Source organism: Aurantiacibacter xanthus (assembly GCF_003584015.1).
GTDB classification, from domain to species: domain Bacteria; phylum Pseudomonadota; class Alphaproteobacteria; order Sphingomonadales; family Sphingomonadaceae; genus Alteraurantiacibacter; species Alteraurantiacibacter xanthus.
This window is the reverse complement of sequence record NZ_QXFM01000033.1, coordinates 1-4,548: the sequence shown is the minus strand read 5'-3', so window position 1 is coordinate 4,548 and position 4,548 is coordinate 1. Positions and strand designations below refer to the sequence as shown.

Annotated in this window: 4 protein-coding genes; 3 read left to right on the top strand and 1 reads right to left on the bottom strand. The window is 66.9% G+C overall.

Annotated features, from left to right (window positions below; translation table 11 throughout):
* Together D2V17_RS04070 and D2V17_RS04065 are read left to right on the top strand one after the other, a co-directional pair.
* A partial coding sequence (locus D2V17_RS04070) for an SOS response-associated peptidase family protein (RefSeq protein ID WP_147367216.1) occupies nt 1-437 on the top strand: 437 nt, incomplete at its 5' end.
* Between the two features lie 93 nt (nt 438-530).
* Nucleotides 531-2,576: a S9 family peptidase gene (locus D2V17_RS04065; protein ID WP_119591855.1), complete on the top strand. Its 2,046-nt coding sequence runs from the start codon at nt 531-533 to the stop codon at nt 2,574-2,576.
* Between the two features lie 169 nt (nt 2,577-2,745).
* Here D2V17_RS04065 and D2V17_RS04060 read toward each other — a convergent pair whose 3' ends face one another.
* Complete coding sequence (locus D2V17_RS04060) at nt 2,746-3,615, bottom strand: MipA/OmpV family protein (RefSeq protein ID WP_245978516.1); 870 nt, start codon at nt 3,613-3,615, stop codon at nt 2,746-2,748.
* A gap of 80 nt (nt 3,616-3,695) precedes the next feature.
* Here D2V17_RS04060 and crtY point away from each other — a divergent pair.
* The coding region (gene crtY / locus D2V17_RS04055; RefSeq protein ID WP_119591854.1) for a lycopene beta-cyclase CrtY at nt 3,696-4,548 on the top strand (853 nt) is incomplete at its 3' end.

Below are 4,548 nucleotides of genomic sequence, written 5' to 3'. Positions count from 1 at the left end.
TGCCGCCCCCGCCCTCTGCCGGATACGACGCGCGGCCCGTGCTCAGCGTCGCCAATCCCGATAGCCCGTTCTGGATCGGCAACCTGCGCAACCGCGAATTCCGCTGTCTCGTGCCCGCCACCAGCTTCATGGTCTGGGGCTCCGGCACCGACTACGAAGGCCGCCGCCTGCGCCACTGGCTCGCACCCGAGGGCGAGGCGCTGTTCGCCTTTGCCGGCGTGTGGAAAGACAGCGAGGTGCCGAGCTTCGCGCTCATCACCCGCCCCGCCAGCCCCGAAGTACGCGCGCTTGGCGCCGAGCGGATGCCGCTGGTGCTGCCGGGACATGAGAAGGCCCATGCCCTGTGGCTGCGCGGCGGGTGGGACCGGGCCTCCGCTCTGCTCGAAACCGATCCCGAGGCTCCCTTGCGCGAGCTGCCCACAGTCGACGGGGACTAGCGCACGGGGGCTAGCGCCGCCGCAGCCATTGCCAGCAGCGCCCCTCACGCTATGACCTTTGCTAACACCTGAAACCGGAATCGAGGATACTCCATGCTGATCCGCCGCGCCGCCCTTCTCCTGTCGCTCCCGCTTGCCGCCGGGGTGGCCCTGCCCACCGCGCTTGCCGCCCGTCCGATGACGCCGCAGGACGTCGCTCGCATAGAATCCACCGCCGGAATCGCGATTTCGCGCGACGGCTCGCACATTGCCTACACCACGCTGTCGCGCCCCGATGTCACCAAGGGTGAGGAAAACGGCGGCGCGCGGCAGGAACTGTTCCTCGCCAATGCGCCGATGCAGGCGCGTGCCTGGCTGCCCGAGGGGATGGAAGTCTCGCGCATCGGCTTTACACCCGATGGCGCGATGATCGCCTTCCTGTGGAGCGACAAGGGCGAAAAGCGCGCGCTGTGGGGCGTGCCGGTGGGCGGCGGCCCCTACCGCAAGCTCGCCGCCATCGACGGGGCCGACATCAAGTCCTATTCCTTCGCGCCTTCGGGCAGCGAGGTCTACCTGATCGCCGCACCCGCCAAGGATGACGAACGCGAGGCCGAGTCCGATGCCGGGTTCAATTCGCGCGTCTATGAAGAAGAGCTGCGCACGGCGCGGGTGTTCGCGGCGAATGTCGGGGAAGAGGTCGATGCCGCCCCGCGCCAGCTGGAGCTGCCGGGCGAGGTTTACAGCTTCGAGGTCGCCCCCAATGGCGAGTTCGCGGTGTTCACCTCGGCCCCGACCACGCTGGTGGACGATCAGTATACCCGGCAGCGCGCCAGCATCCTCAACCTGTTCGACCAGAGCGTGGTGACGGTGGAGACCCCCGGCAAGCTGGGCGACATCGAGATCTCGCCCGATTCGCGCAAACTGTCGATGATCGCAGCGGTCGATGCCAACGACCCGGCGGCGACCACGCTGTATCTCGTCGATGCCGCCACCGGCGAATTCACCGCGCTGAACGAGGGCGCGCCCGAAGCGGCGGTCGATGCCGAATGGATGGCCGACGGACGGCTCGCCAGCGTGATCCACGTCGGCGCGCAGAGCCTGCTGCGCTACTATTCGGACAGCGGCGAGGTGCTCGGCAATGTCGATCCGGGCGACCTGATCCTGACCGGGCTCGATCAGGGCGGCAATATCCTGATCGCCACGGCCAATTCGCCCGCGCACCCGTCCGAACTGTTCGTCGCCTCGCGCAGCGGGTTCGAACGCTGGACCGAGCATAACCCGTGGCTGGCGGAGATCGACTTCGGCACCCAGCGCACGCTCACCTATGCCGCGCGCGACGGGCAGGTGATCGAGGGCATCCTGATCGAGCCGGTAAGCCAGCCTCCGCTGGGCGGCTCGCCGCTGATCCTCGATGTCCACGGCGGCCCGGAATCGCACGAAAGCAACGGCTGGGTGACCAGCTACTCCAACCCCGGTCAGGTTGCGGCGGGTGAAGGCTATGCGGTGTTCCTGCCCAACTATCGCGGCTCCACCGCCTATGGCACGGCCTTCTCCAAGCAGCATCAGGGCGATGCCGCGGGCAAGGAATTCGACGATCTGGTCGACGCCAAGCACGCCCTTGTCGAGCAGCTGGTGGCCGATGGCAGCCGGGTTGGCGTGACGGGCGGCTCCTACGGCGGTTTCGCCACCGCCTGGAGTTCGACCCGCTATTCGGAGGAATTTGCCGCCGGGGTGATGTTCGTGGGCATTTCCGACCTGCTGTCGAAGCTCGGCACCACCGACATTCCGACCGAGGAGTTCCTCGTCCATGCCCGTGCGCAGCCCTGGGACAACTACGAGTTCACCATCGAGCGCAGCCCGATCACCTATGCCGGACAGGCCGAAACCCCACTGCTGATCATGCACGGCGAGGATGACCCGCGCGTCAGCCCGACGCAGAGCCTTGAGCTTTATCGCAACATCAAGATCCGCAAGCCGGAAACGCCGGTACGGCTGGTGTGGTATCCGGGCGAAGGCCACGGCAACGCAATGGCCGCCTCGCGCTACGATTATAACCTGCGCATGATGGAATGGTTCGACACCTACCTGAAGACGGGCAACCGCAGCGCCGCGCTGCCCGCCCCCCGGCCCGATCTTATGATCGAGAAAGACGAGAGCTAGGGTCTGACGTCATTGCCCTGATCCAACCCACTCCCCTCCCCTTGGGGAGGGGTTGGGGGTGGGGGCTCGACGCTGGCTTGTGTGGAACCCCCATCCCAACCCTTCCCCAAGGGGAAGGGCTTTGCAAATCGCCGCTTTGGCATGCCGCTCCAGAGGCGGTCGGCGCTCGTCAGAAGGTGTAGCCGACCCCGAAGGCGCCGAAGAACTGGTCGCGCGAGCCGCGCACGCTTGTGAAAGGCGTATCCGCCGCATCGCCGAGCACGCGCGAATAGCCGCCCACCAATATCAGCGCGAAGCCGCCGTTGGTGATGTCGCCGTCAAGGTCGATGCCGGTCAACAGCGTGGCCCCGGCCCGCGTGAAGCCGCCACCCGATGGCTGGAACACCGGCAGTTCGCCGCCGGTCGCCGCGCTCTGCTCGGGGCTGACCGCGAAGTAGTAGTCGTGGAACTTGGCGTCGGCATATTCGGTCGACAGCGAGAGGCTCGCCACCATGCCACGGCTGAGCGGGGTGAAATAGGTCACCGAGGGGCTGACCACGAAGCCCTTGTGCGCGCCGTTGATGTCCCAGGCGGCATCGGCGCTGAAGGTCAGGCTGTCATAGCCGTGCAGCACCTTGTTGATGGTGACACCCGCGCTGGGGCCGACCTCGATCGCCTTGCCCAGCTTGCCGAGGCTGGCGACGACCTCATCCTCGATCTGGGTGCTGCGGTTGGCGCGCAGGCGTGCCGCGACCCCGAGATCAAAGTCAACCTTGCCGTCCCCGTCGGGAATGAAATCGAGCGCAAGCCCGCCGCCACGCGGGGAAATTCCCACTCCGCCGATGGAGCCCTGCACAACCGGCAGCGGCGTGAACACGTAATCGTCCGAACCGAGATAGCTCGGATTCACTGCGACGCCGACGCCGACCGAGAGATAGTCGCCGGCGAACACGGTGTCGCTCATGTCGATGGGTTCGTCGCTCCCTTGCGCGCTGGCGCCGGTTGAAACGACAGTGGCAGCGGCAAGGGCAAGGCAGGCCTTGAGAGAATAACTGGACATTAATGGGCTCCCCGAATTTCAGGTGAAATGTTTGGCGGGGCGAGTTGGTTCCACAATGGCGATGGGCTATCGCATATTGGATGACCGGGCACACCTGCGATATCGCCATTGTCGGCGGAGGTCTGGCCGGAGGGCTGATTGCACTCGCGGTGGCGCAGGCGCGCCCTGATCTGACGTTGCGGCTGATCGAGGCGGGCGCGCAGGTGGGCGGCAACCACCGCTGGAGCTGGTTTGCCAGCGATCTGCCCGCAGGCGGCGAGGCGCTGCTCGCACCCTTCGCCAGGACCGTGTGGGACCACGGCTACGACGTGCGCTTTCCCGGCCACAGCCGCCATCTCGCCAGCCGTTATTGCTCGCTCGCCAGCGGGGACTTTGCCGCTACGCTGGCGCGCGAACTTCCCGCTGACACGATCCTCACCGGAGCCGAGGCGGCTGGGCTCGATGCGGGCGGGGTCACGCTGACCGATGGCACCCGCATCGCGGCGCGCGCGGTGATCGACTGTCGCGGGTTTACGCCCACCGCGACGCTGAGCGGCGGCTGCCAGGTGTTCATGGGCCGCCACCTGCGTCTTGCCCGCCCGCATGGCGTCACCGCGCCGATGATTATGGACGCCACGGTCGCGCAGCTGGGCGGCTACCGCTTCGTCTATGTCCTGCCGCTGGATGAGCACGAGGTCTTCATCGAGGATACCTACTATCAGGACGAGCCCGTACTCGATCCTGCCGCGCTGTCCTCGCGCCTCGATGCCTATGCCGAGGCGCACGGCTGGACGGGCGAGATTCTCTCCAGCGAAACGGGCATCTTGCCGGTCATCACCGGTGGTGACTTCGCCGCCTGTCAGGCCGAGCAGCGTATCGCGGGCGTCGCCATGGCGGGCGCGCGGGGCGGCTTCGTCCACCCGCTTACCAGCTACACCCTGCCCTTCGCCGTCG